1 protein-coding gene and 1 pseudogene are annotated in these 1,299 nt (G+C 47.6%); both read left to right on the forward strand.

The annotated features are described in order from the left end of the window. Positions 1-85 precede the first annotated feature (85 nt). Positions 86-388 carry a transposase gene (locus BLR64_RS30965; protein ID WP_244157886.1) on the forward strand — a complete coding sequence of 101 codons (303 nt, stop codon included), beginning with the start codon at positions 86-88 and terminating at the stop codon, positions 386-388. Then, positions 301-1,263: pseudogene (locus BLR64_RS29900) on the forward strand (IS3 family transposase); the annotation flags it as partial. The gene BLR64_RS30965 and the pseudogene BLR64_RS29900, both read left to right, overlap by 88 nt. Between the last annotated feature and the right edge of the window lie 36 nt (positions 1,264-1,299).

The raw sequence follows: 1,299 nt of genomic DNA on the forward strand, positions 1-1,299 counted from the left end.
TGGTATTATCCCCTTCAAGTAGACACTCGTAAAAAACCTCATGTGTTAACATGAGGAAATGAGTGAACTTGGAGGGGATTTTTGTATGGCCAAAAAGGGACAAGTATTTCAATCGTACACAGAGGAATTCAAGACAGAGGCTATTCAAGCCTATTTTACAGGAGGTGAGAGCTACAAGATTGTCTCCGACAGGTTGGGGATTGCGAACTGTACCCAGCTTAAAGTATGGGTAAAGAAATATCGGAATGGAGAGCCATTCGATACACGAAAAGGGGCAACCAGCCCTTTAAAAGGACGTCCACGTTCTACATTTTCCAGTATAGAAGAAGAACGAGATTACTTAAAGGCACAGGTAGACTACTTAAAAAAGCGGTATCCAAATCTGTAAATGGAGGAAAGCTTGGACTACAAGACAAATACGCCCTAATCGAAGAACTACGTGACCAGCATGGCATCACCCGCCTATTAGCCATTGCAGATGTATCGCGGGCAAATTACTACAAGTGGCGAGGTGCACAGGCTCGACGAATGGATGCCCATGAGCAAGAGCACGCCATTAAAGAGCATATGGTGGCTATTCACCTGGCTCATCCCTATTTCGGTTACCCCCGAATGCGGGCAGCCCTGTGGGAGGCAGGCTACCTCGTCAACCACAAGAAGGTATGGCGGCTCATGAAAGAGTTATCGATCCAGTCCGTCATTCGCAAGAAAAGGCGTCGTGCTGGCTCTGCTCCTTCTGTGGTCTACCCGAACCGATTAAAGCGTAAGTTTCATGCGACAGCACCTCAGCAGAAGCTAGTAACGGACATCACGTATATCTCAGACGGCACCCGCTTTTATTATCTGTCTGCTATTCAGGACCTCTTTAACAATGAGATTGTAGCTTGGCAGATCTCGGAGCGAAACGACGTAAACCTCGTCCTGGATACTGTTGAACAGTGGACACGGAAAAGAGACGTGTCTGAGGCCGTGCTCCATTCGGACCAAGGCTTTCAGTACACGTCTCAGGCGTACAACACACGATTAGAGGAATTCGGCGTTAAAGGCAGCCACTCTCGCAAAGCAACCTGCCTGGATAATGCGTGCATCGAATCCTTTTTTTCGCACCTCAAGACAGAGAAGTTGTACCTTCACCAGTGTAAGTCAGAAGCCGAAATTCATCAAGCCGTCGAGGAATATATCTACTTCTATAACTACCAGCGGTTCCAGGCGAAACTCAAACAGCGCGCACCAATTGAGTATCGGCACGCGCTGGCTGCTTAGCTTTTTTTATCTGTCTACTTGACAGGGGTATGACCA

It is taken from the genome of Paenibacillus typhae, from assembly GCF_900099765.1.
Classification (GTDB): domain Bacteria; phylum Bacillota; class Bacilli; order Paenibacillales; family Paenibacillaceae; genus Paenibacillus_AQ; species Paenibacillus_AQ typhae.

Bases quoted from the DNA above. Each gene is read 5' to 3' on its own strand.
- BLR64_RS30965 (WP_244157886.1), top strand. From the start codon at position 86: ATGGCCAAAAAGGGACAAGTATTTCAATCGTACACAGAGGAATTCAAG.